Source organism: Haladaptatus sp. (assembly GCF_049589095.1).
Taxonomy (GTDB): Archaea; Halobacteriota; Halobacteria; order Halobacteriales; family Haladaptataceae; genus Haladaptatus.
Genome location: NZ_JBAWAC010000656.1, coordinates 1 through 2,480, shown reverse-complemented (window position 1 = coordinate 2,480; position 2,480 = coordinate 1). Strand labels below are relative to the sequence as shown.

Sequence of the window (2,480 nt, the reverse complement as noted above, 5' to 3'; positions counted from 1 at the left end):
AGTCGTTTCGATGGTTCGAGACGTGAGCGGCCGACCCGTCGAGCGTTCCCGAAACGACATCTCGGAGATACGTACTCGTCCAGGTTCACCGGGATCCACGGGACAATAAACGCTTTCTCAGGCAACCACCACCTTGAGGGCCGTATGTCAGTGATATAGTAGCAATCTCGAAAGCGATTCGGTCACAAATCGATATTTCCGCAGCGCTGTCGGCCGGATCATCGGCTAGGATCCACAGTGCGACCGGACGATGAGACCCGAATCCGCGGACTCGGGAGAATCAAAATGAACGTAACAGAAATCCTGGGAAGTCCGGAAGAGGAATACAGCAACTTCGTTTACGTCGTAGCGGCCATCGCCGCACTCAACGGCCTCCTGTTCGGGTTCGATATCGGTATCATCTCCGGTGCGCTGCTCTACATCAAACAGTCGTTCGCGCTATCGACGTTTCTGCAAGAGGTTGTCGTCAGCGGAGTCCTCGTGGGAGCGATGCTCGGCGCGGCGGTCGGCGGGGGATTGGCCGACCGCTTCGGTCGCCGTCGGCTCACCATCGCGGGTGCAACGGTGTTTCTCGCCGGTTCCATCGGAATGGGGCTTTCGCCGAGCGTCACTTGGCTCATCGGGTTCCGGTTCGTCGTCGGCATCGCCGTCGGGGTCGCCTCCATCGTCGGTCCCCTCCACATCTCGGAAACGGCACCACCCAGTATTCGCGGATCGCTCGGATTCCTACAGCAGTTGGCGATCACGCTCGGAATCCTGTTGGCATATCTCGTCAGTTACGCATTCGCGCCGACGTTCGCCGGGATTTCCGGCTGGCGTTGGATGCTCGCCTTCGGCGCGGTGCCCGCGGCCGTACTCGGAATCGGGATGTACTTCCTCCCGGAGAGTCCTCGATGGCTCGTCGAAAAGGGACGTGACGACGAGGCACGGGAGGTACTCTCGCGTATCCGTGCCGACGCCGACGTCGAAGGGGAAATGGACGAGATCAACGAGGTGAGCGAAATCGAGAGCGAGGGGAACCTCGCCGACCTGCTCGAACCGTGGTTGCGTCCGGCCCTATTGGTCGGTATCGGTCTCGCCGTCTTCCAACAGATAAGCGGCATCAACACCATCATCTACTACGCGCCGACGATCCTGAAGAACATCGGCTTCGGGAACGTCGCCTCGATAGCCGGGACGGTCGGCGTCGGTATCGTCAACGTCCTGTTGACGGTGGTCGCAATCCTGCTGGTCGATCGGATCGGCCGCCGACCGCTGCTGCTCGTCGGCGTCGGCGGGATGACAGTCATGCTCGGGATTCTGGGATTGGGATATGATCTCCCGAGTCTGTCGGGTATCGTCGGATACGTCACCCTCGGCAGCATGATCCTCTACGTCGCGTTCTACGCGATCAGCCTCGGACCCGTGTTCTGGCTGATGATTTCGGAGATCTATCCGCTCCGGATTCGGGGGACTGCGGAGGGCGTCGCCAGCGTCTTCAACTGGGGAGCGAACCTCGTCGTCGCGTTGACGTTCCTCTCCCTCATCCAGCGAATCGGCAGGGCGTGGTCGTTCTGGATCCTCGGCATCTGTTGTCTCGCCGCGTTCGTGTTCGTCTACTTCCGGGTCCCGGAAACGAAAGGCCGGTCGCTCGAAGAGATCGAGTCGACGCTCCGCGAAAGCACGTTCGTCGGTTCGGGCGGTGATTCCGGGGTGACCGAATACGAACGAGACGTGCGAGAGTGAGTCGGGATTCGGGACGAAAGGACGTCTCGCCATTTTTGAGTCGAGTAAGCGGGGACTTCGATGCACGATGGTTCAAGCGGGCAATCGCAGTGCGACGCTGTACATCGTGCCGGTCGATTCCTCGCCGATGGCCGTTGCGACCCGTTTTACTTCCGCAGCCAAAGGCTCGCCGAGTTCGGGTTGAAGTCGAGAACACATCGAGAGCGCCGCGGTGGCGTGGGCCTCGATATGGTTCGCGGTCCACGGCACCGGGTCCAGTAGGATCCGCTTCCGGTCGAACTCCCAGCCGTATCCCGCGAACAGTCGTTCGAGGACCGCCTCCGGATAGAACGTCAGTGCCGATTCTCCCGTCGCCAACTCGGTCGCGGCGTTTTCCAGCGCGAAGAGTTCGCGCACGGCGGCATCGTCCGGCGGTGGGTGGTAGTCGTCGACCACGAGGTGACAACCGAGGTCCGCGACCCGTGTCAGTTCCGTCGCCACCGCTTCGAGTGACGGTGGCCCAATGAGGTTGAACAGACCGTGAGCGGTGATGATTTCGACCGAGTCGGTTTCGAGCGGGAGGGCACGAAGGTCCGCTTCCAAAACCGCGGTCCGTCCTCTTTCGCTATCAAACCGTCCCCCTTCCCCCTCGCCGTCAGTCCATCCTCCTTCACCGCCATCGACCCGCTCGCGGACGGCAGTCGCGTGCTCGGGGTCGTTCGTGACGGCGTAGACGCGGCTGGCACCGTCGGCGAGCAGACCGGCCGTCGTATTAC

At 61.6% G+C, this 2,480-nt stretch carries 2 protein-coding genes; one reads left to right on the top strand and one right to left on the bottom strand.

Annotated features, from left to right (window positions below; translation table 11 throughout):
* The first annotated feature begins 285 nt into the window (after nt 1-285).
* Nucleotides 286-1,725 carry a sugar porter family MFS transporter gene (locus WBV42_RS20670; protein WP_423987707.1) on the top strand — a complete coding sequence of 480 codons (1,440 nt, stop codon included), beginning with the start codon at nt 286-288 and terminating at the stop codon, nt 1,723-1,725.
* Between the two features lie 72 nt (nt 1,726-1,797).
* Here WBV42_RS20670 and WBV42_RS20665 read toward each other — a convergent pair.
* A partial coding sequence (locus WBV42_RS20665) for a class I SAM-dependent methyltransferase (protein ID WP_423987706.1) occupies nt 1,798-2,480 on the bottom strand: 683 nt, incomplete at its 5' end.